The organism is Paenibacillus sp. EB106-04-04-XG159, from assembly GCF_058791835.1.
The window spans coordinates 1-22,568 of record NZ_JBYTDY010000023.1 but is presented as its reverse complement, the minus strand read 5'-3'; the positions used below and the strand labels follow the sequence as shown (position 1 = coordinate 22,568).

21 protein-coding genes are annotated in these 22,568 nt (G+C 49.8%); all 21 read left to right on the top strand.

The features are described 5' to 3' along the window. The first annotated feature begins 80 nt into the window (after positions 1–80). The 21 genes from tilS (at position 81) to lysS (ending at position 22,075) form a co-directional block, all read left to right on the top strand. Positions 81–1,661 (top strand): tRNA lysidine(34) synthetase TilS, encoded by a 1,581-nt coding sequence (tilS, locus tag AC3WTP_RS20880; RefSeq protein ID WP_492396570.1) that lies wholly within the window; start codon positions 81–83, stop codon positions 1,659–1,661. A 146-nt stretch (positions 1,662–1,807) separates the two neighbouring features. Next, positions 1,808–2,356 carry a hypoxanthine phosphoribosyltransferase gene (gene hpt, locus AC3WTP_RS20875; protein WP_492396569.1) on the top strand — a complete coding sequence of 183 codons (549 nt, stop codon included), beginning with the start codon at positions 1,808–1,810 and terminating at the stop codon, positions 2,354–2,356. Between the two features lie 98 nt (positions 2,357–2,454). Then, positions 2,455–4,602, top strand: coding sequence for an ATP-dependent zinc metalloprotease FtsH (gene ftsH / locus AC3WTP_RS20870; RefSeq protein WP_492396568.1), 2,148 nt, complete (start codon positions 2,455–2,457; stop codon positions 4,600–4,602). Between the two features lie 134 nt (positions 4,603–4,736). After that, positions 4,737–5,681, top strand: a complete 945-nt coding sequence (gene nadA, locus AC3WTP_RS20865; RefSeq protein WP_492396567.1) for a quinolinate synthase NadA — start codon at positions 4,737–4,739, stop codon at positions 5,679–5,681. Positions 5,682–5,826: 145 nt separating this feature from the next. Beyond that, on the top strand, positions 5,827–6,036 hold the full coding sequence (locus AC3WTP_RS20860; protein ID WP_492396566.1) for a DUF6199 family natural product biosynthesis protein: 210 nt from the start codon (positions 5,827–5,829) through the stop codon (positions 6,034–6,036). 309 nt (positions 6,037–6,345) lie between these two features. Beyond that, on the top strand, positions 6,346–7,962 hold the full coding sequence (nadB, locus tag AC3WTP_RS20855; protein ID WP_492396565.1) for an L-aspartate oxidase: 1,617 nt from the start codon (positions 6,346–6,348) through the stop codon (positions 7,960–7,962). Further along, on the top strand, positions 7,952–8,818 hold the full coding sequence (gene nadC, locus AC3WTP_RS20850) for a carboxylating nicotinate-nucleotide diphosphorylase (protein ID WP_492396564.1): 867 nt from the start codon (positions 7,952–7,954) through the stop codon (positions 8,816–8,818). The genes nadB and nadC overlap by 11 nt, the downstream gene beginning before the upstream one ends. Positions 8,819–8,822: 4 nt before the next feature. Next, positions 8,823–9,596: a type III pantothenate kinase gene (locus AC3WTP_RS20845; RefSeq protein ID WP_492396563.1), complete on the top strand. Its 774-nt coding sequence runs from the start codon at positions 8,823–8,825 to the stop codon at positions 9,594–9,596. 63 nt (positions 9,597–9,659) lie between these two features. Further along, entirely contained in the window at positions 9,660–10,577 is a 918-nt protein-coding gene (hslO, locus tag AC3WTP_RS20840) for an Hsp33 family molecular chaperone HslO (protein ID WP_492396562.1), read from the top strand. A gap of 93 nt (positions 10,578–10,670) precedes the next feature. After that, positions 10,671–11,615 (top strand): peptidylprolyl isomerase, encoded by a 945-nt coding sequence (locus AC3WTP_RS20835; RefSeq protein WP_492396561.1) that lies wholly within the window; start codon positions 10,671–10,673, stop codon positions 11,613–11,615. Between the two features lie 226 nt (positions 11,616–11,841). Further along, the gene (cysK, locus tag AC3WTP_RS20830) at positions 11,842–12,780 is read left to right on the top strand and encodes a cysteine synthase A (protein WP_492396560.1); all 939 of its coding nucleotides are present in this window, start codon (positions 11,842–11,844) and stop codon (positions 12,778–12,780) included. Between the two features lie 250 nt (positions 12,781–13,030). Next, positions 13,031–14,584 (top strand): anthranilate synthase component I family protein, encoded by a 1,554-nt coding sequence (locus AC3WTP_RS20825; protein ID WP_492396611.1) that lies wholly within the window; start codon positions 13,031–13,033, stop codon positions 14,582–14,584. A 136-nt stretch (positions 14,585–14,720) separates the two neighbouring features. Next, positions 14,721–15,302 (top strand): aminodeoxychorismate/anthranilate synthase component II, encoded by a 582-nt coding sequence (gene pabA, locus AC3WTP_RS20820; RefSeq protein ID WP_492396559.1) that lies wholly within the window; start codon positions 14,721–14,723, stop codon positions 15,300–15,302. Beyond that, positions 15,302–16,216 carry an aminotransferase class IV gene (locus tag AC3WTP_RS20815; protein WP_492396558.1) on the top strand — a complete coding sequence of 305 codons (915 nt, stop codon included), beginning with the start codon at positions 15,302–15,304 and terminating at the stop codon, positions 16,214–16,216. Before pabA ends, AC3WTP_RS20815 begins: the two co-directional genes overlap by 1 nt. Before the next feature lie 9 nt (positions 16,217–16,225). Then, positions 16,226–17,083: a dihydropteroate synthase gene (gene folP, locus AC3WTP_RS20810; RefSeq protein ID WP_492396610.1), complete on the top strand. Its 858-nt coding sequence runs from the start codon at positions 16,226–16,228 to the stop codon at positions 17,081–17,083. A 94-nt stretch (positions 17,084–17,177) separates the two neighbouring features. Beyond that, positions 17,178–17,630, top strand: a complete 453-nt coding sequence (folB, locus tag AC3WTP_RS20805; RefSeq protein WP_492396557.1) for a dihydroneopterin aldolase — start codon at positions 17,178–17,180, stop codon at positions 17,628–17,630. Next, complete coding sequence (gene folK, locus AC3WTP_RS20800; RefSeq protein ID WP_492396556.1) at positions 17,627–18,184, top strand: 2-amino-4-hydroxy-6-hydroxymethyldihydropteridine diphosphokinase; 558 nt, start codon at positions 17,627–17,629, stop codon at positions 18,182–18,184. The genes folB and folK overlap by 4 nt, the downstream gene beginning before the upstream one ends. Continuing rightward, positions 18,127–18,333 carry a helix-turn-helix domain-containing protein gene (locus tag AC3WTP_RS20795; RefSeq protein ID WP_492396555.1) on the top strand — a complete coding sequence of 69 codons (207 nt, stop codon included), beginning with the start codon at positions 18,127–18,129 and terminating at the stop codon, positions 18,331–18,333. The genes folK and AC3WTP_RS20795 overlap by 58 nt, the downstream gene beginning before the upstream one ends. A gap of 136 nt (positions 18,334–18,469) precedes the next feature. Then, positions 18,470–19,516 (top strand): tRNA dihydrouridine synthase DusB, encoded by a 1,047-nt coding sequence (gene dusB / locus AC3WTP_RS20790; RefSeq protein ID WP_492396554.1) that lies wholly within the window; start codon positions 18,470–18,472, stop codon positions 19,514–19,516. A 276-nt stretch (positions 19,517–19,792) separates the two neighbouring features. Continuing rightward, positions 19,793–20,272 (top strand): transcription elongation factor GreA, encoded by a 480-nt coding sequence (gene greA / locus AC3WTP_RS20785; RefSeq protein ID WP_492396553.1) that lies wholly within the window; start codon positions 19,793–19,795, stop codon positions 20,270–20,272. A gap of 294 nt (positions 20,273–20,566) precedes the next feature. Further along, the gene (gene lysS, locus AC3WTP_RS20780; RefSeq protein WP_492396552.1) at positions 20,567–22,075 is read left to right on the top strand and encodes a lysine--tRNA ligase; all 1,509 of its coding nucleotides are present in this window, start codon (positions 20,567–20,569) and stop codon (positions 22,073–22,075) included. The last annotated feature ends 493 nt before the right edge of the window (positions 22,076–22,568 follow it).

Sequence of the window (22,568 nt, the reverse complement as noted above, 5' to 3'; positions counted from 1 at the left end):
AAAATGCGATACGATAAGTTTAAGATCATACAGCAGAGTGTAAGGAATACATATTGAGTTATACAGTGGAGGCGTACAGCATGTCAGGATCAGAACAACGTGATCGAAGCATGTGGATAGAGAATGTGGTGCGGGTGAACCAGCAAGCATTGCAGAAAGGGCTGTGGCATAATGGCGACGGCATTGTCATTGCCGTATCTGGCGGTCCCGATTCGATGCTGCTGATACATGTGCTGCATGAAGTATCAGTCCGCAGCTCGAAGGAGCCGCTTCGACTAGTCGCGGCGCACGTTCATCACGGATTCCGCGGGGAGGAGTCTGACAGAGAGGCGAGCATGGTTGAAGCTGAAGCGGCTAGGCTGGGGATCCCATTTGTAATGAAGCGCGTGGATGCTCCGGGCTATGCGGAACACGAGGGAATTAATCCTCAGGCAGCCGCTCGAATACTCCGTTATGATTTCCTGCGAGAGACGGCTGATCGATATGGAATGACTCGGATTGCGCTGGCTCATCATGGGGATGATCAAGCGGAGACAATTCTTATGCATCTGATCCGAGGTTCAGGAAGTGCGGGACTCTCGGGGATGTCATGGTCTCGAGAACAATCCGGATACATATACGTTCGTCCACTGCTTCATATGCGTAAGCGCGAGATATTGGAGCTATGCGCGAACCAAGGCATTACATATGCGGAAGACAGCAGTAATCAGAAGCGGGATTATACACGCAATCGGATCCGAATGGATATTCTGCCTCTGCTGGAAGAAGAGAATCCGCAAATCATTGATGCAATCGGTCAGACGGCTGAAGTTCTTCGCAGTGAACAGGAGTGGCTGGAACAACAGGCTGTCGACTATTATCACCAACATATAGTCAGCTGGGACAACAGCATCCAGCAGCATGCGGAACCTTATACATATATTCATAAAGCCAACCTAGATATGAGTTGGCAGCATGTGTCATATAAACTTCGTTTCTTTAGCGGTTGCGCAATGGACAGAAACACGTTCGGCAAGGTACATGTTGCTTTACAACGCCGATTGATTAAACTAATATTAAATTATCTGTTGCCTAACGTGGATCAAGCGGCTGAGTATAGTACGATTGAACGTATGCGCGTGCAGGCGCTTGCCGAAGAGCCGACCACATGGAAAGCGGATATCGGCAGCGGTTTGCAGTTCCGAAGAGAATACAATCAGCTATTATGGGTAAATTCAGATCAGGAGCATCAATTGGTTGATGTGGACAGCAGTGATGTGGACAGCCAATTCACCATATCCGACCCGACATCATCTGGTCAGACATCGCTCCCAGGTATGATTGGCACGCTCTCATGGCGAATTGTCTCTGTGCCTGAACTGAATAGCGAACCGCAAGACAATCGGTTCTATGCTGCTTTTGATGCGGATCAATTGGAATGGCCTATAATCGTAAGAACCCGCCGACCGGGTGATCGTATGAGGCCGCAAGGATTAAAGGGAAGCAAAAAAGTACAAGATATGTTCGTTGACTACAAAATTCCTCCGTCGCTGCGTGACAGCATTCCGTTAATAGAAAACGGAGCAGGTCAATTGTTATGGATCGCCGGTCTGCGGCGCTCCGATCAGTCGCTTGTGACAAACAGGACGGTTCGTGTATTGGAGTTGTCACTGCAGATTTAATAAGCAGCAGTGAAAACATCTGAGGTTTCGAACGTAATACATCGTAGCCATAGGTTCGTCCATGTTGAATTCATATTCTGAGTGCCACTGGTGCACGTAGAGATGATATCATAAGCATCAAGTATTTATTCTAGGAGGTTCCATCATTGCATAACGACATTGAGAAGGTAGTATTTAGTGAAGAACAGCTTCAAGCCCGTATTCATGAGCTTGGTAAGGAGCTCAGTCGGGATTACGCTGGCAAGAAGCCGCTTGTAATCTGTATTTTGAAAGGCGCATTTATTTTCATGGCTGATCTCGTGAAGCGCATCGAAGTTCCACTTGAACTCGACTTCATGGCGGTATCCAGCTACGGGGCCTCCACCAAGTCCTCTGGTGTAGTCCGCATCGTGAAAGACCTCGAAGTATCGGTTGAAGGTCGCGATGTACTGATTGTAGAGGATATTATCGATACAGGGCTTACTCTCAGCTATCTCATTGAGGTGCTTCAAGGACGCAAGGCTAACTCCATCAAAGTGGTTACCTTGTTCGATAAACCAGCGCGCCGCGATGTAAATATGGAAGCTGATTATAAAGGGTTTGTTCTGCCGGATGAATTTATCGTAGGTTATGGGCTTGATTATGCGGAATATTACCGCAATCTTCCGTATATTGGGGTATTGAAGCCGGAAATTTATTCTGAGCCTGAAGAATAGATATTCGAGCACGAATGTCCTCACAGTCTAGTTCGTCAGTTGAGATGGTAAGACGTGCTATGATACAATAATTTCGTGTCTTTGAGAGGAGGTAGGGGATGAGTCGGTTCATCAAGAATTCTGGTTTTTATCTGATTCTTTTTTTAGTCGTGGTGGGCATTGTTCAGTTTATCGGAAGCGGCAATGAAGCCATTGACACCCCGAGATATGACCAGTTTCGCAAAGAGCTCGCAGCCAACAATATACAAGAACTAACGATGCAATATGAGGGTCGAGCCTACTTGGTCGTCGGTAAGTATAAAGAATTACCGAAGGATGCCAAGTCGTTGCAATTTATGACGTACATACCGGATACAGACTCGGTAGTACAAGAGATTAAGGAAATCAGTGACAGTCAGCCTGATTTACAGTGGAAATATGACAAGATGAAAGAGCCAAGCATGTGGCTGACGCTCCTCACTTCGTTCATACCCTTAATCATTATGTTTGTCCTGTTCTTCTTCTTCTTTAATCAAGCGCAGGGCGGCGGCGGCAAAGTTATGAACTTCGGTAAGAGCCGTGCCCGTTTGTATAATGAAGAGAAGAAGCGAATTACCTTCGAAGATGTTGCTGGTGCAGACGAAGAGAAGCAAGAGCTTGTTGAGGTCGTTGAGTTCCTTAAAGACCATCGCAAGTTTGCCGCTCTCGGCGCGCGCATTCCGAAGGGCGTACTGTTGAACGGTCCTCCAGGGACAGGTAAGACGCTCCTTGCTCGCGCAGTTGCGGGTGAAGCGGGTGTGCCATTCTTCAGCATTTCCGGTTCCGACTTCGTTGAAATGTTCGTCGGTGTCGGTGCATCGCGTGTACGCGACTTGTTCGAGAACGCGAAGAAGAATGCTCCTTGTATTATCTTTATTGACGAGATTGATGCGGTAGGTCGTCAGCGCGGCGCCGGTCTTGGCGGCGGCCATGACGAGCGCGAGCAGACGCTTAACCAGTTGCTGGTTGAGATGGACGGTTTCGGTGCTAATGAAGGTATCATTATCATAGCCGCGACAAACCGCCCTGATATTCTTGACCCAGCGCTTCTTCGTCCAGGACGCTTTGACCGTCAGATTACGGTTGACCGCCCAGACGTAAAGGGTCGCGAAGCTGTACTGAAAGTACATGCGCGCAACAAACCGCTTAATGCGAACGTTAACTTGCCTACTATTGCGAAGCGGACAACAGGCTTTACAGGCGCAGACCTTGAGAACCTGTTGAACGAAGCGGCGCTCCTTGCTGCTCGTAAGAATCATAAAGATATCACCATGGAGGATATCGATGATGCGATTGACCGTATCATTGTCGGTACGGAGAAACGCAGCCGCATGATCAGCGATCGCGAGAAGCGCATCGTCGCTTACCACGAAGCAGGTCATACGATCATTGGTTACTTCCTGGAGCATGCACAGACTGTGCATAAGGTTACGATTGTACCTCGCGGTAAAGCAGGCGGATATGTGATCATGATGCCGAAGGAAGATCGTATGCTGGTTACGAAGCAAGAGCTTCTGGACCAAGTAACGGGCTTGCTCGGCGGACGCGTAGCGGAAGAGATCTATATCGGCGAGATTGGAACAGGCGCATACAGCGACTTCCAACAAGCTACTCGGATCATTCGCAGCATGATTATGGAATACGGTATGAGCGACAGACTCGGACCGCTGCAGTTCGGAAGCCGTCAAGGGGAAGTATTCCTTGGTCGTGACCTCGGTCATGAGCAGAATTACTCTGACGCGATTGCTTATGAGATCGACCAAGAGATGCAGAGCATGATCGGCGCTTGCTATGATCGCGCTCGCGAATTGCTGAAGAAGCACGAGAGAGAAATGCATCTCATTGCGAATACGCTTCTTGAAGAAGAAACGCTTGAGATCGAACAGATTGAACATCTCATTAAGAACGGCTCGCTCGAAGGTTTCGTTCCAAGCATTCTGAAGGAACAGAAAGAGAGCAAGGCTGAACCTAAAGTAGATGTACTGAACTCTGTTGAAGTGAAAACTTCAGGGGATGTGAAGGTGAATCTGGTTGGAAAGTCAGAGAAGTTAGGTCCGACACCTTGGGACAAGGACAGTCAACCGACTCCAACTGATCATTCCGAGGCAGGTCCTGTTACGAATGAAACAGAGCAAGCACCTGTTGAGGAGCCTAAGGATTCGAAGGCTGATGAGTCTGCCAATGCTGTGGACGAAGTGAAGCCTGAAGATCCAGAGAAGAAATCATAATCTCCGACTAACTCGGTCGGTATCGGAAGTGCGCCTATTAAGGCGCACTTCTTTTTTTACTAATTGTGAATTGACACACTTAATGTCGTTGTGTAAATTAGTTGTTAATGATTAAGCCGAGGGGTGGAGTATTCGTGCAGCTTGAAGCGTTGGCACTGGCTCGTAAAGAAGAACAAAACCGTGAACTGCGTGAACGATTGATGCAGTTGAAGAAAGAACGCAATGCAGTCATACTTGCTCACTATTATCAGCGAGATGAGATACAAGAAGTAGCGGATTTCAGAGGAGATTCATTCCTGCTTGCACAGAAGGCAGCGGAGACGGATGCGGAAGTTATCGTGTTCTGCGGAGTTCACTTTATGGGTGAAAGCGCAAAGATTCTAGCCCCTAACAAGACTGTGCTTATTCCAGACGAGCGCGCTGGATGCCCTATGGCTGATATGGTCAATGTGGAAGGCCTTCGTAAATTAAAGGCGCAGCATCCGAATGCTAAGGTCGTAACGTACATTAACTCTTCTGCAGACATTAAAGCAGAGACAGATATATGCTGTACATCCGCTAATGCGGTGAAGGTGATCGAGTCGCTTGATGCGGAGGAGATCATCTGGGTGCCAGACAAGAACCTGGGACACTACGTACAGCAGAAGACAGGCAAGAACATGATTATATGGGAAGGCTATTGCAATACTCACGACATGCTGACGGTTAAAGATGTCGTAGAGATGAAGGCGAAGCACCCGAATGCGCAGTTTGTTGTTCATCCAGAGTGCAGACCGGAAGTAGTCGCTATGGGTGATTTCGTAGGCAGTACAACTGCGATCCTAAAGTACTGCAAGAACTCAGAGCATACCGAGTTTATCGTAGGTACGGAAGATGGAACCGGCTATCAATTGCGCAAGGACAGCCCGAACAAGTCGTTCCATTTTGCAACTAAATACTTGGTATGTCCAAATATGAAGGTTAACAATTTGAAAAAGCTAGTGAAATGTCTCGAAACGATGCAGCCGCAGATCTATGTGCCGGAGCACGTTGCTGAGAAAGCGCGGTTATCCTTGGAGCGCATGTTGCAAGTGAAGTAATGCCCTCCATATGTATAAACGAACGAACCTTAAGAAGCCCTTGTAGATCAAGGGCTTTTTCTTATATCGCCTATCCATTGACCAACCCCCATAATGGAAACCTTTAACAACAGATTGCGTATTGATCTCTAGAGGAGATGATTATATGGCTATTTCTATCTTTATGTTAGGGATTGCACTAGTTGGAGTTGGCTTGTTTGGGATCAAACATCCTGAATCATGGTTGTTCTGGAATTTAATCGATGATAGGGAGCGAAGCGAGGAACATCTTGCATTCACACGATTTGGTGGAAAATTAGTTATCATAATGGGGGGGATCATTATCGGATTCGGCTTTCAACATCTCTTTATCTGATGTCATTCTCCTTAGAGGGGACTCAATATAGCTGCACCGCGGCAGCTACTCTCTTGTTTTTCCGAACAATTGTCTATAGAATCAATATCTAATAAGGCTCTTTGACATTTATTTGTCATATGAGCTTTATTTATGTTGCTAGGGGCATTAAAATAGATACAGTTTTAATTGAAATGTGGTTACTGCTGTTGAATACTGCGGCTTTATGCTATATACGTTGCTGCTCTTCTGCTTGCAATACTCTATCTGCTGCTAACTGTGCAGATGATCGCAATCGCTGCAAATATGATCTGTCAGAGGTGAGCCCGAATGAATACTCCTTACTTAATAGACTTTTCACTCGAACATACGCCGATAGAGGAGTCTGACGTTATCGTGATTGGGGCGGGTATCGCTGGGTTGTATACCGCGATATTGGCCAGTCAGCACCATCGGGTTACGCTAATTACGAAGAAATCACTCTTTGAGAGCAACACCCGATACGCGCAAGGCGGGATTGCCGCGGTTATATCTGATGAAGATTCGCCGAGCTTCCACCTAGAAGATACGCTGATTGCGGGAGCCGGACTATGCTCAACAGAAGCGGTTAACGTGCTTGTGCACGAGGGCCCCGCTCGTGTAGAAGAGCTGATCCAGTTCGGAACATCATTCGATATGGAGAATGGGGAGCTTGCGCTTACGAGAGAAGGCGCGCACAGCCATCGCCGCATTCTGCATGCGAATGGAGACGCGACTGGCTACGAGATTGTCCGCTCCTTGGCGGAGAAGGCACGGCACAACCCGAATATCACCATCTGGGAGGATCACTTTGCGATCGATCTGGTTATACAGGGCGGTGAGTGCCGCGGAGCAATCGTTCAGCGGCCAGACGGTTCCAGAGTATTCGTGAAGGGGAAAGCTGTGGTTCTATGCACTGGCGGGGTAGGGCAGCTGTATCGCTATACCACGAATCCGGAGGTTGCCACTGGCGATGGAATCGCGATAGCATACCGCGCAGGTGCCGTGATCCGGGATATGGAGTTTAATCAGTTCCATCCAACAGCTTTATGCTATCCTGGCGCTCCTCGATTCCTTATATCCGAGGCGGTGCGAGGAGAGGGCGCAATTCTGCGCAATATTAAGGGTGAGCGGTTTATGGAAAGATACCATCATCAGTTGGAGCTGGCCCCGCGTGATATTGTGGCGCGTGCGATTGTCAGCGAGATGGAGGAGACGAAGTCAACCTTTGTCTATCTGGATATTACTCATGAATCTGCGGATATGGTTAAGCGTCGTTTCCCAACCATCCATGAGACCTGCCTGCAATATGGGCTGGATCTGACAACCGATTGGATTCCGGTTGCCCCTGCTGCTCACTACATGATGGGCGGCGTAAAGACTGACCTGCATGGGGAAACCACGATTAAGCGTTTGTTTGCTTGCGGTGAGGCATCTTCCACCGGAGTTCATGGCGCAAATAGATTAGCCAGCAATTCGTTGTCAGAGGCGCTGGTATTCGGCAAGCGAATCGCAGACAGCATCGAGAAGCTTGAACATCCGATAGAGCCTCTTGATCTGATCACGGCTGATATCGGTCGTCATGATTCACCGATTCAGGCTGTCGTTGAGCGACGATTGAAGCTGCAGAAGCTTATGGTGCGCTACGTTGGTCTTACGCGCACGGGGAAGGGGCTGCAGAAAGGGCTGGATGAGATGAACCGTCAACGGGGATTCCTGCAGGCTCGATTAACCCGTCGTGAGGAATACGAGTTTGCGAATATGCTGATATGCGCTATGCTTATAGCAGAGTCGGCATATTGGCGTGAAGAGAGCCGAGGCGGGCATTATCGAGAGGATGCCCCGGATCGTGATGATCTGAACTGGCATAAGCACACGCTCGTTCAGCGTGACCAGGGTATATCGGAGGAGATAATTGATGACATTTAGCATAGAGCGTATTACACTGCGTGAGCAGATTACAGCATGGCTGAAGGAAGATATCGGTACTGGCGATGTGACGACAGCATTTACGATACCGGAAGCGCAGCAGTCGAAAGCGATCATTCATGCGAAGGAAGATGGGATCATTGCCGGATTGCCGGTGGCGGAAGCCGTATTCGAGGTAGTGGACACAGCACTTTCTTTCCGACCTATGGTAGAAGAGGGGGCACGCGTCAAGAAGGGTACGGTACTGGCAGAGGTTGAAGGTCGCACGCACAGCATCCTGCTCGGAGAACGCTTGGCGCTGAATCTGATGCAGCGCATGTCGGGGATTGCCACGAAGACTGCGTCGTATGCGGAGGTAATCTCTGATCTGCCTGCCAAGCTTGTGGATACGCGCAAGACAACGCCTGGTCATCGGGCGCTGGAGAAGTACGCTGTCCGTGTAGGAGGAGGCGCTAACCATCGCTTCGGCTTGTATGATGCGGTCATGATCAAGGATAATCATATTAAAGGCGCAGGCGGGATTCTTGCGGCCGTTACTCGCGCACGCGGTCAGATTCCGTACACGATGAAGATTGAGGTAGAGACCGAGTCGCTGGAGCAGGTAGCGGAAGCATTGGATGCTTGCGCAGACATTATCATGTTGGACAACATGAGCGCGTCGTTGATGAAAGAGGCGGTCAGCCGGATTCGTGCAGCAGCGCCTCATGTGCTCATTGAAGCATCGGGAGGCATAACACTGGAAACGATACGGGAGAAGGCTGAATCCGGTGTAGATGTGATCTCGGTCGGTGCGCTGACCTATTCTTTCCATGCGCTCGACATTAGTCTAGACTTAAATGAAAAAAAGGCAGGGTGAGAATGTGATTCTCGTTATTGATGTAGGGAATACCAATATTGTACTCGGTATTTACAAAGATACGACCCTTCTGCATCATTGGCGGTTGAGTACGAGCAGAAAAGCCACCACTGATGAATACGGGGTCATGATTCATAACCTGCTATCGATGGCTCAATTATCCGTCGACGATATTCAAGGTGTCATTATATCGTCTGTCGTGCCGCCTATCGTGCATACGATGGAGCAGCTGTGCGTGCGATATTTGCATAAGGTACCGTTAATCGTAGGTCCTGGGATTAAGACGGGACTCAATATTCGCTATGAGAATCCGCGTGAAGTGGGTGCCGACCGCATCGTCAATGCGGTAGCTGCCATTGAACTGTATGGTGTTGGCAAGCCGCTAGTCATCGTCGACTTCGGAACGGCTACTACTTTCGATGTCATCGATGCGAAGGGCAACTACTTGGGCGGAGCGATCGTGCCAGGTATCGGCATTTCGACGGAAGCACTCTATCAACGAGCAGCCAAGCTGCCTCGTATTGAGCTAACGAAGCCGAAGTCAGTCATCGGCCGCAATACGATACACTCGATGCAAGCTGGCATCATCTTCGGTTATGCGGGCCAAGTGGATGGCATTATCAGCCGTATTGAAGCGGAGCTGGGCACGAAGACACGGGTTATTGCCACTGGAGGATTAGCAGAGCTGATCGGCAGCGAGTCGCATACGATCGAAGAGACGAATCCGTTATTAACGCTCGAAGGACTTCGTTATATTTATCAACGAAATAATGGATAGCAAAGTGTAACAATTCGCGAATAGTTCGCGTCTAAAATACATTCGCAACGGGGGCAGAAATAGATGACAACTAGCCATGAACAAGAGATGGCATCTCAGGAGGCGCATATAGATGTGCTCGTGAGAGGAACGGCGCTGGGCGGTCAGGTTCGTGTATTTGCAGTACGCACGACACAGCTGGTTAATGAATTGCAGCGGCGCCATCAAACCTATCCAACAGCAACGGCAGCACTTGGACGTACTGTAACAGCTGCAGCTATGATGGGGGCAATGTTGAAAGGTGAAGAGAAGCTGACGATCCAGATAAAGGGCGATGGTCCTATAGGCCAAGTCGTAGCAGATGCTAATGCTAAGGGCGAAGTGAGAGGTTATGTCACGAATCCAGATGTGCATCTGCCAAGCAACGAACATGGCAAGCTGGATGTAGCTGGCGCTATTGGCCATGATGGCTTTATTCACGTTACGAAGGACCTTGGTTTGAAGGAGCCGTATCGCGGCAGCTCTCCAATCATTTCGGGTGAGCTTGGCGAGGACTTTACGTATTACTTTGCAGTTTCTGAACAATCGCCATCAGCAGTTGGATTAGGTGTGCTGGTTGACGTGGATAATTCAGTACTGCACGCTGGAGGCTTCATTATTCAGCTGCTGCCGGGACTTACTGATGAGCAGATCACGAAGATTGAACAATCCCTCAGCATGCTGCCGCCAATTACTTCACTGCTGGATCAAGGCTTGGAACCGGAAGAGATGCTGACTTGGATCGCAGATGATGTTCAGATCATGGAGCATCTGCCGATTGTGTTCCGCTGCCAATGCTCGCAGGAGCGCGTAGAGCAAGCATTAATCAGCTTGGGACACGAAGAGCTGCAGCATATGCTTGATGAAGACGGCAAGGCGGAAGCCCAGTGTCATTTCTGCAATGAATGGTATCATTTTGATCGTGAACAGTTAGAAGCTCTATTAGCACAGACGATGAAATAATAACTAGTGTTGGTTATCTAAGCAAGGTCGTTGAAGCCCAACTTCGTTTGTTGATGGAAGCGAAGAACGTATAAGAGAAGGAACTTTAGCCTTATGACCAATGAAGTCAAGAGCTTATGGGGCTGCATCATCGTACTGCTTGTATGTGTAGTGGTACTCGGAGGAGTGCTGCTGTTTCGTATAGATATACCTAAGCGCGGAGCTGCGTCTGATCAAGATCAGGAGCAGTCATCTGTCTTGGCTGTTGTGGGTAATGAGCCTATATTGAAAGAGCAGTGGATCGAGGAACTGGAGCGGCAGTATGGTTCCATGGTATTGGAGCGGATGATGACCATCAAGGCTGTAGAGATGGAGGCAGCGGCGCTACATATTCAAGTATCAGAAGAAGAAGTCGAGGCTGAGCTTCGCCGTGAAATGTATGGGTACGAGAGTGTTGAAGCGTATTATACCGCGATGCAGGAACAGTTGGGCTTGAGCCCAGAGCAGATAAATAGAGATCTGCATTATCATCTAATGCTGGAGAAAGTTGCAATTCATGGTATTGAAGTAAGCGATGATGAGATTGAGCAATATATCGATCTTCATGAAGATGAAATAAGCAATCCTGTATCGATGCAATTGTCGCATATCGTGGTTCCTGATCTCGATACAGCTAACTTCGCCTTAGAACGCTTGAAAGCAGGGGAATCGTTTGAGCAGGTAGCGGAAGCCTTATCAATTGACTCATTTACTTCTCAACAGGGAGGCAAGCTGGGCTGGATTGATGAGGATGATCCTTTTCTAGCTGTTAATGAACGTATGATGGCTATATTGATGGATGTGGGCACTTGGTCGCAACCGGTCAAGGTGGAGGATGGTTATGCAATCGTCATGTTGACTGGCCGCGAGGAGATTGATCTGTACAGCAGCGAGACGCTTCGAGAAAGGGTCCGCAAGGAAGTCGCTCTGTCAATGGCGCCATCGCTTGTCGAAGTGGAAGAGCAATTGAAGGAGAAGTATCACGCTCGATTAATGAGCGATGCTATTCCTGAGTCATAATGAAGGCGAATATAAAGCTCTAGATGTAGCACACAGCTGCGACATTTAGAGCTTTTATTGCCATGTGAGGCGGATGCGGAATTATTGGCCTGGAGAGGCAATATAAATAAATTCCAATTATTGCATCGTGCTTATTGACTTTCGTGGTGAGGGTTGATAAACTTGAAATTAATAAAACCTAGTGATTTAGTCGGAAATTAATGAATAGATACAGGAGGGCTTGTCCATGGCCAGAATCGTGAACAGTGTAACAGAACTAATTGGGGATACACCTCTGGTGCGATTAAACCGAATCGTTCCTGAAGGCAGCGCAGAAATCTACGTTAAGCTGGAGTACCAGAACCCGGGATCCAGTGTTAAAGATCGCATCGCGATCAGCATGGTAGAAGCGGCTGAAGCGGAAGGTGTTCTTAAACCAGGAGATACGATCGTGGAGCCTACCAGCGGCAACACAGGCATTGGCTTGGCAATGGTCGCTGCCGCTAAAGGATACAAAGCTATTCTCGTTATGCCTGAGACGATGAGCATGGAACGCCGCAACCTGTTTCGTGCGTACGGAGCGGAACTCGTGCTTACGCCGGGTGCCGAGGGCATGAATGGCGCGGTTCGCAAGGCGGAAGAGCTGGTAAAGGAGAACACAGGATACTTTATTCCGCAGCAGTTCAAGAACATGGCAAATGTTAAGATTCATCGTGAAACAACCGGTCCTGAGATTGTGGAAGCCATTCAGTCATTGGACGGAAAGCTGGATGCATTCGTCGCAGGTATCGGTACAGGCGGAACGATAACAGGCGCAGGAGAAGTGTTGAAGAAGAACTTCCCGGGTATTCGTGTTGTCGCTGTGGAACCAGCCGCTTCTCCGATTCTGTCGGGCGGCAAGCCTGGACCGCATAAGATCCAAGGGATCGGTGCGAACTTCGTGCCCGACATCTTGAATCGTGATATCTACGATCAGATTATTCCGATCGAGAACGATGACGCCTTTGACATTGCTCGCCGTATGGCGAAGGAAGAGGGCATTCTGTGCGGCATATCGTCAGGAGCCTCGATCAAAGCCGCGCTGCAGGTTGCTAAGGAGCTAGGTGAAGGCAAGCGTGTAATTGCAGTTGTTCCGAGCAATGGCGAGCGCTACTTAAGCACACCGCTCTTCAACTTCGACAATTAATCCGATCTCTAGATGCAGAGATCGTAGCATAGCATACCCCCGGTAAGTAACAGGCAGTCTGCTGCCTGATTGCTGGTCGGGGGTTTCGTTCTTCCACCTTTCATCATGTGAAAGGATGCTATATACTATGGACAATTACCTGCAGATGCGATGAGATGTAGAGCTCGCTCTCATATTTTGATGTTGAGGTGGATAAGTGACAATTCAAGCATTACAAGATTCATGTTCATTAGACCAATGGAGACATTGGATGAAGGAAGGCTACACGATTCTTCCTTATATAGAGGCATATCCCTTGGGCATTGCCGAAGGCGATCGCATTGCCGATTGGAAAGGGGCTTGGGCGGAAGCTGCGCCCAACAGCTTCGTATTGGAGAGCGGCAAGGACGGACAATATTCGTTCTTGGGGCTGCACCCGCTCTCCAAGCTCAGCGGCAAAGGAACGCAGGCTATCGTTGATGATCTGGCGGGAAGCACGGAGCAGTGGGAGATGGAGCCGCTCGAGGCGATACGGCGCTGGATGGCGCCATATCGAGCGCCTTATGTTGAGGGAGCGCCTAAGTTCACAGGCGGCAGTGTCGGCTTTCTTAGCTATGATGTGGCTCGCTCTATTGAGAGGCTGCCTAACGTGGCCGCTGACGATCTGGAGCTGCCGGATTATGTGTTCCTGCGCGTACACGAATTGTGGACGGTGGATCACAAGCAGCAACTGCTCTACTGCAGCGTGATGACAGACATGAGTGATGCGGCTGCTGACTCGGACAGTTTAGACGCCTTGCAGGAGATCCATGCTCAAGCAGCGGCTCGCGTGCGCGAGATGCGCGAGCGTTGGCGCACCTGGAATGAGGCAGCTATGACTCCTGAAGCGGTAGCCCTGCGTGATGGCCGCAAGCAGATGCTCGCCGATAACATGGCTATAGATGTTGAAGCGTTTGACGGTGTGCGCACAGCCTTTCCGAAGGAGAGCTTCAAGGAAGCGGTGCGCCGAATTCAACAATACATTGGAGCGGGCGATGTATTTCAAATCAACCTCTCCATGCGTCAGATGAAGGAGATTCAAGAATCGGCCGAGCAGCTGTATGAATGGCTGCGGATTGTCAATCCTTCTCCTTATATGGGATTGCTGCGCTTGGACGAATTCCAGCTCGTATCCTGCTCGCCAGAGCTGCTGGTGAAGCTGGAGCGAGGCGAAGTCAGCGCGCGTCCGATCGCTGGGACGAGACGCCGAGGGAAGACGGAAGCAGAGGATCTGCTCATGGCAGAGGAGCTGCGGTCCAATGAGAAGGAACGGGCGGAGCATATCATGCTCGTCGATCTGGAGCGCAATGACTTGGGGCGAATCTCTGCCTACGGATCGGTGCGAGTAGACGAGCTGATGGTGATCGAGTATTACTCCCATGTGATGCATCTGGTGTCCGAGGTGCGGGGCAAGCTGGCAGCCGGCAAGGATGCCTATGACGTGATCCGCGCCAAGTTCCCGGGAGGAACGATAACGGGTGCGCCGAAGGTGCGTACGATGGAGATTATCGAGGAGCTGGAGCCTGTGCGCCGAGGTCCATACACCGGATCATTTGGGTGGATTGACTATACAGGCGATATGGAATTAAATATTATTATTCGTACCCTTACCTTGAAGGATGGCGTCGGTCATATTCAAGCTGGAGCAGGCATTGTCATTGATTCTGACCCGGAGCGGGAATACCGCGAAAGTCTGAATAAGACGAAGGCGCTATGGAAGGCGGTACAGCTTAGTGAGCGGGAATGGCAGGAGCGGTCTGACCCGTCACGAGCAGACGTAAACTAACCATAGATCAGCCATAAGCCAGTCATATACCATTTGCAAGAAGGGTAATAAGAAGGGTAAGCGGGAACGGAATAGACCACCTAGAATATGCGACAGGATGCAGCGCCGCAAGACGGCAGGAAGCAGGGGGGAAACGATGATACTCGTAATCGATAATTATGACAGCTTTACGTATAACTTAGTCCAGTACTTAGGAGAGCTCGGTGAAGAGATCAAGGTATTCCGCAATGATGAGATTGATATAGAAGGCATTAAACAGCTGAATCCGGATCACCTGCTGCTCTCGCCAGGACCTTGCACGCCGACAGATGCAGGCATCACGTTAGATGTGATCGAGCATTTCAAGGGCATCATACCGATCTTCGGCGTATGTCTCGGTCATCAAGCGATCGGACAGGCGTTCGGCGGGAATGTCATTCGCGCAGAGCGCTTGATGCACGGCAAGACTTCACCGATTCATCATCAGGGGGCTTCTGTGTTTGAAGGGCTGCCGAGCCCGTTCACGGCTACTCGCTACCATTCGCTTATCGTTGAGCGCGAGACGCTGCCGGACTGCCTAGAGATAACGGCAGAGACTGCGGAAGGCGAGATTATGGGGCTGCGGCATAAAGAGTATCCAATCGAAGGCGTGCAGTTCCATCCGGAATCGATCATAACGGACTATGGCCATCAGATGTTGCGCAATTTTCTGAACAATAAAGCGGAGCAAGGTGCATAATGCATACCGTGGGGTGGAACGGCGTATTACGTTCAGCAGATGAAGCTGTGATTCCGGTATGGGATCACGGCTTTTTGTACGGTATGAGTTTGTTTGAAACGATGCGCACGTATCAGGGGGTTCCGTTCCTGCTGGCGGAGCATCTAGCACGGCTTCAGGAAGCGTGCGAAGCGTTGCGTATTCGGGTAGACATAGAACCCGAGAAGTTGGCACAGCACATTGCAGAGGTTATACACGCCAATGGACTAGAGGATGCGTACATCCGGCTTACGGTCAGCGCCGGGGAGCAGGGGTTGGGACTGCCCGCCGGCGACTATGAGCAGCCGGTGGTGATGGTGCTGGCGAAGGCGCTGTCGTCGCTGCCGCCATCGCTCTATGAGACGGGCAAGCCGCTGCACCTGCTTGCGACGCGGCGGAACTCGCCCGAGGCGGGCGTTCGCTTCAAGTCCGGCCACTATATGAACAATATAGTGGCGAAGCGCGAACTGCTCGCGTCATACCCCGCCGCCGCAGAGCTTGGCGCGGAGGGCGCCATGCTAACCGCGAGCGGGCACGTTGCCGAGGGCATCGTCAGCAACCTGTTCGCCGTCAAGGACGGGCGACTGCTGACACCTGCAGTAGAGCTCGGCATCCTGCCCGGCATAACGCGGGCGCATGTGCTAAGGCTCGCTGGCGCCCGCGGGTATGAGACGGAAGAAGGCGCCTATACATGGGAGGCGCTGTTGGACTCGGATGAGTTGTTTATGACGACATCCGTTCAGGAGCTTGTACCGCTAACCTCGATCTGGGAGCAGGATCAGCAGGTGAAGCGGGTTGGGGATGGGCGAATCGGCCCGATCACAGCAGAGCTGCTGGCGGCATATCGCGCCTCGGTGGACGCATACTGCCAGCCTCAAGGGACAGATAAGGAGTGAACATATATGTTGAAGCCTAAACGATATGAACGGGAATATCATCTTCCCTCACGTGAGGAAGGCCATACAAAGAGAAAGCTAACTCTTGGTCAGCGCACGCTGGTGATGGGAATATTGAATGTAACACCGGATTCCTTCTCTGACGGCGGCCAATATAATTCGATTGACCGTGCGGTGCAGCATGCGCGCGAGATGCTCGCGGAAGGCGCAGACCTGCTTGATATCGGCGGCGAATCTACTCGGCCGGGATCAGATCCGGTCAGTCAGGACGAAGAACTGCGTCGAGTGATCCCCGTTATAGAGGCGCTGCGAGCAGAGCTTCCAGAGGCGATCATTTCAATCGATACGTATAAGGCTGAGGTAGCGAAGCGAGCGCTGGACGCGGGCGCGCATATCTTGAACGATGTATGGGGCTGCAAGCGTGAGCGCCGAATGGCGGACATCGCGGCACAGTACAACTGTCCGATTATATTGATGCATAACCGCGAAGAGCGCAGCTACACGGATTATATCGCCGATGTGAAGCGAGATCTGCTGGAGAGCGTGGCTATTGCCCGCGCCGCAGGCGTCAGCGAGGAGAACATCTGGCTTGACCCAGGGATCGGATTTGCCAAGAACGGTCAGGATAATCTACAATTGATGCATCATTTGGATGAACTCGTGGAGCTAGGATATCCTGTGCTATTGGCCACTTCCCGCAAACGCTTCTTGCGCGATACGCTGCAGCTTCCTGTTGAAGATGTAGTCGAGGGAACGGCTGCGACCGTAGCATTCGGAATTGCGCAAGGCTGTCAGATCGTACGGGTGCATGATGTTCGACAGATTGCGCGGACGGTGAAGATGTGCGACGCGATGCTGAACAGCTAAGAGCTAACAACTAAGAGCTTAGGACATCGATATAAGCCTGATATTGTAAATGACGCCGCTGCGACACACTGTTCAGCATAGGAGGTAACGGAACATGACTGCATCTCACATCAACGATGCCGCTAACACACCTACGCGCGTAGTAGGTCGTGATCGCATAAAACTATCGCGGATGGCATTCTTCGGCCGTCACGGTGTATTCGAAGAAGAACGCAAGCTTGGACAGCGTTGGTATGTGGACTTGGATCTACAGGTCGACCTGCGTCAGGCCGGTTTGACGGATGATCTGAACGAATCCATCAATTATGCGCTCATCTATGAAGCGGTCAAATCTATAATGGAGCAGGAATCCCATCTGCTTGTCGAAAGGCTGGCAGAACGAATTGCGACTGTACTGTTGGGCACATTTTCGCTCATTAATGAAGCTACTGTGCGTGTGACGAAGCCTAATCCACCATTTGACATTCATTTTGAAGGCGTTACAATGGAAATCACACGTGCACGGGTGACGGAGTGCGAAGATGAAGGAGCAGGATGTCGCAGATGAATCAAGTGAATAAGATGGATGGCTGGAAGGAAGCTTATATCGCGTTAGGCGCCAATCTGGGCGAACGGGAACAGACCATGATTCAAGCGTTGAGGATGCTCCATGCGCATCCAAGCATTCAGTTCGTAACTTGTTCCTCGCTGTATGAGACGGACCCTGTTGGGTATGAAGACCAGCCTGCATTTTTAAATATGACAGCTTGTCTTTCAACTTCCCTGCAGCCGGAGGAGCTCCTGGATACGATGTTGGACATTGAACGCCAGTTGGGAAGAGTACGAGATGTTCGCTGGGGACCGCGCACGATTGACCTCGATCTGTTATGGATGGAAGGCGTTGCGATGGACAGTGAGAAGCTGATATTGCCGCATCCTCGGATGGGAGAACGGTTATTCGTACTCGTGCCGCTGTCTGATATCGTGCCGGAGACGGAGCAGCAATTATACGCATTCGTGCAGCAGGGCTTGGGCACACTGGATGGGGAGGAAGGAATTCGACTGTGGAAACGGATCGACTCAGCAAGCGAATTCGCGCTTTCCGCAAGCTTAAAGGATTGACGCAGCTAGAATTAGCGGAATTGACGGGGTTATCGATTACGATTATTGGGGAAATGGAACGCGGTAATCGCACGATCCATGAACATGCGCTTCATCAGATCGCGCAAGCGATGCAAGTGTCCGTTCAGGAATTGCTTGACAGCAAATAGCATGTTATAGTAGTGCCTTGTTCCATTGATTTGTTCATTGGAACGGTTGCTGCAGCTGGTATCGTGGATACTCGTATCAACAGAGCCCATTTTGTATACAGTCTTGATGAAGGGACAAGAAAGGAGCGTGAGCAAGATGCTCAATATTGCAGGCATCGAAATGAAAAACCGGGTTGTTCTAGCTCCGATGGCGGGTGTGTGCAATCCGGCATTTCGATTAATTGCCAAGGAGTTCGGCTGCGGATTGGTATGCGCCGAGATGGTTAGTGATAAAGCCCTCGTTCACGGCAATGAACGGACGCGAGAAATGTTGTATGTGGATGATCGGGAGAAGCCGCTCAGTCTGCAAATATTCGGCGGTGATCGCCAGTCGCTTGTAGAGGCAGCGAAGATTGTCGATAAAGAGTCCAATGCTGACATTATTGATATTAATATGGGTTGTCCTGTGCCGAAGGTTACGAAATGTGACGCTGGTGCACGATGGTTGCTGGATCCTAACAAGATCTACGAAATGGTGTCTGCAGTCGTGGATGCTGTTGAGAAGCCAGTGACGGTTAAGATGAGAATCGGCTGGGATGAAGAGCATATCTATGTTGTTGAAAATGCATTGGCTGTGCAGCGCGCAGGAGGTCAAGCGGTCAGCGTTCACGGCCGTACCCGAGAGCAGCTGTATACAGGCAAGGCGGATTGGAATTACATTCGCCAGGTGAAAGAAGCCGTGGATATTCCTGTTATCGGAAATGGGGACGTCGCAACTCCTGAGGATGCGAAGCGGATGCTGGAGACAACAGGCTGCGACGGCGTCATGATCGGACGCGGAGCCCTTGGCAATCCGTGGATGCTGTATCGGACAGTGCAGTATCTAAGCACAGGGGAATTGCTTTCTGATCCTTCTGCAGAGGAGAAGATTCGCATTGCTATCGTGCATATGGATCGTCTTATCGCGTTGAAGGGTGAGAAGGTTGCGGTGAAGGAGATGCGCAAGCATCTGGCGTGGTATCTGAAGGGGCTTCCTGGAACTGGGCGCTTGAAGGATGCCATTATGGAAGAAACGCGCCGTGACGAGATGGTTCGGATGATGGAGCGATATGTCGCGCATCTGCGGGATACGGGTACAGATCATCAATCAGGTTCGGTTAACGCTGCTGTAAATGAAGATGCAGAGCCGGCCACAGTCCATTAAAGCGTTACCAATTGGGGTGTTAAGCTGCATTGACTTTTATTAGGGCATCCCATATAATTCATCAATAGATTAATCGCTTCGGGGCTTGCAGCAAAGAATACTTGAGCTGGTTAGCGTATTCCTGCTCAAGTTAGTCATCATGTGTCGTGCAAGCCATATGATGAAATAGAGTATTCGCCTCGGCGCTTTCCGCATCGGAACTGTACTTATTCATGTTCTTGTTAGTGAGACAGTCCGAGCAGCGAAAATAATGATCATGACAGGAGAATCGGTAAGATGGGCGATAAAGAAGTCATTCTGACCCAGGATGGTCTTAAGAAACTGGAGGAAGAACTGGACAACTTGAAATCGGTGAAGCGCCGTGAGGTTGCTGAGCGGATCAAGGTCGCAATCGGATATGGCGACATTAGCGAGAACTCCGAGTACGAAGATGCTAAGAATGAACAGGCTTTTATAGAAGGCCGCATTATGACTTTGGAGAAGATGCTCCGCAATGCGCGAATCATCAATAATGATGAGATCGATACGGAAACTGTTAGTGTAGGTTCCACAGTTACTGTAGAAGATCTGGAATTCGGCGACACGATGGAATATACGATTGTAGGAACAGCTGAGTCGGATCCATCGAAGAACAAGATTTCGAATGAAAGTCCAGTAGGCAAGGCTATCTTGGGCAAGAAGCAAGGTACTATAGTAGACGTTAGCGTACCTGCAGGTGTGATTCAATACAAGATCATCGATATTAAGCGTACGTAATTAACGTATTTAAACTATAGAGGCTTGTCTCAAGTGTTGCGTCGCGTAACCTTTGAGACAGGCCATTTGCGCAACTAAGAGCAGATATAGTGTGCAGTGCGATGGGGCGAGTATAGCTAATACCCAATAACGGCATGACGGTGAACGGTCATTCTGATGGCAGAGGTGGTTTTCATGCACAGAGAGACTGGTTGCCGTTCTGTTGTTTTCAGAATGTTTTTAGAATAACAATAAATGGTTTGCATAAATGTTGCACAGGCTGCAATGGTTGCATGATGTGGAGGAGTGGGTCTCATGACGGATACCGTCAATCAAGAAGTAGAGTTAAGTGAATTATTACAGGTTCGCCGTGATAAGCTAGACGAGCTGCGCAAGCTCGGTATCGATCCGTTTGGTGCAAAATACATTCGTACTCATACAGCTAAAGCTGTACTGGATGCGTACAACGATATGGATAAAGATGCACTGGAATCTCAGAATGTTGAAGTAAGCATAGCTGGACGTATTATGGCGAAACGCGTCATGGGTAAAGCTAGCTTTGCTCACATTCAAGATCTTACAGGTCGCATTCAGATCTATGTACGTCAGGACACGGTGCCTGCTGAGAAATATGAAGCATTCTCCATGCTGGATATCGGGGACATCATCGGTGTGCGTGGAGTGGTATTCAAGACGAAGACAGGCGAGACATCGGTGAAAGTTATGGACTTGGAAGTGCTGACGAAGTCGTTGTATCCTCTGCCTGACAAATTCCACGGGTTAAAAGATGTAGAGACTCGTTACCGTCAACGTTATGTGGACCTGATTGTAAGTCCGGACGTACAGCAAACGTTTATCACTCGTTCCCGTATTATTCAATCGATGCGCCGTTACTTGGATTCACTCGGCTATCTTGAAGTTGAGACTCCTACACTGCACGCGATCGCAGGCGGAGCTGCAGCACGTCCGTTCATTACGCACCACAACGCGCTGGATATGCAGCTGTACATGCGTATTGCGATTGAGCTTCATCTGAAGCGTCTTATTGTCGGCGGTCTGGAGAAGGTATATGAGATTGGCCGTGTATATCGCAATGAAGGGATCTCGACGCGTCATAACCCTGAGTTCACGATGATTGAGCTGTATGAGGCATATGCGGATTACGAAGATATCATGCGTCTGACAGAGAATCTGGTTGCGCATATCGCACAAGAGGTTCTCGGTACGACGGAGATTCAATATCAAGGTCATGAGGTTGATCTTACTCCGCAATGGCGCCGTGTTTCGATGGTTGATGCTGTTAAAGAAGCAGTAGGGGTTGATTTCTCTGTTCAAATGACAGACGAGGAAGCTCATGCGTTTGCCAAACAGCACAAGGTAGGGGTTGATCCGCACTTTACATTTGGACATATTCTTAATGCGTTCTTCGAGCAGTTTGTTGAAGAGACACTTATTCAACCGACCTTCATCACAGGTCATCCAGTTGAGATCTCGCCGCTCGCTAAGAAAAATGCGGTAGACCCGCGCTTCACAGATCGCTTCGAGCTATTTATCGTAGCGCGTGAACATGCTAATGCCTTTACGGAGCTGAACGATCCGATCGATCAGCGCCAACGCTTCGAGGCACAGCTGGCTGAGCGTGAGCATGGCAATGATGAAGCGCATGAGATGGATGATGACTTCATCCGCGCGCTGGAGTACGGCATGCCGCCGACAGGCGGACTTGGCATCGGTGTTGACCGCCTTGTCATGCTGCTTACGAATGCACCTTCGATTCGTGACGTGCTGTTGTTCCCGCATATGCGCGATCGCAGCAACGCGTAATATAGATTGGATTAGGTAAGCCGACCCCCTATGAGGTCGGCTTTCTATATTGAAGGAGCAATGTGTTCGAGCAGCGTTCAGGATGGGCTGATACGTGTGAGTGCTGTAAAGAGAGTGAGGTAGAAGGGTAAGAGGGCAAAAGGGTGGAAGGTGTCTTTCGCAGGGTGTTTGGCCATTATCCCATTGACTCAGAGATGCACCTCCTGAAGCTAGAGTGTTATATGTTGATGGATTAGAGATAGCTAATGTAAGAACGTGTATCTTAGATTTTGATATTTCGAAAGTGTATTTTTTTACCTGTTGCAAAGGGGTGGCAAGGGTGGTATATTAATTAAGTCGCCGCTGAACGACAGGGCGAAACGAAGCGAAAGAATGCTTCGGATTGAATATTGTTCTTTGAAAACTGAACAACGAGCGAATGTTAGAAATAACGAGTTAAACTCGTCAGCAATACAAATGAGCAAGTCAAACACTTTTATGGAGAGTTTGATCC